The organism is Pseudomonas sp. MD195_PC81_125 (assembly GCF_014060985.1).
GTDB lineage: Bacteria > Pseudomonadota > Gammaproteobacteria > Pseudomonadales > Pseudomonadaceae > Aquipseudomonas > Aquipseudomonas parakoreensis.
Genome location: NZ_JABULD010000909.1, coordinates 1 through 711 on the forward strand (window position 1 = coordinate 1; position 711 = coordinate 711).

The 711-nt window shown below is 50.9% G+C and carries 1 pseudogene; it reads left to right on the top strand.

Annotated features, from left to right (window positions below):
- Positions 1-420: 420 nt before the first annotated feature.
- Positions 421-711: pseudogene (locus HT737_RS30275) on the top strand (sn-glycerol-3-phosphate transporter); the annotation flags it as partial.

The window sequence follows — 711 nt, forward strand, 5'->3', positions numbered from 1 at the left end:
CTGCGGCCCCCAGATCGAGCCGCGGAGGGTAAGCCAGATTCACAAAAGCAGATTCAATGGCTGTCATGACGGAAGTGTTCGGCCCCGCAAGTATTACAAGATGTAAGCACAATTCGCTTGATAGAACATATAGCAGTAACTGTAAAACGAAAAGTGCTAAAGGATGTATGACCCGCCTGACAACGATAATGCGGGATCATCTGCCCGGTTATCCGGTTTTATATAGCCTAATACCCTTGCAGCAATATCTTAAATACCCGAATGAAATATGCATAAGCCTTCACTTGTTCAGGTTTCGTTCATGAAGGCGCGGGAAACTACCTACTAAAATGTCGGACTTTCTTTCTTCTCCGTCGCTGAACGCCTACGTATAACGGCCTTCCTCTGGCGCAAGCCATCCCGTTTAACCGAGGCTGCACAATGAACATCCGAAGACTTCTGACCGTATTGCTGATGACTCAGACCGGCCATGCATTGGCCGCGGACGATGCGCAGGACACGGGCTTCTGGTATGCCCAGACCAGCGTCTACACCCGACATTATTCGCCTGACCCCGAACACAATAATCATCAGGACTTGATCGGCATCGAACGCAATCAGGCTTCAGGCTGGGTCTTTGGCGGGGCAACTTTCCGTAACTCGTTCCGCCAGCGCTCGAACTACGCCTATGCCGGCAAGCGCTATGACAGCCGTGAGTATCCGGTGTATTTT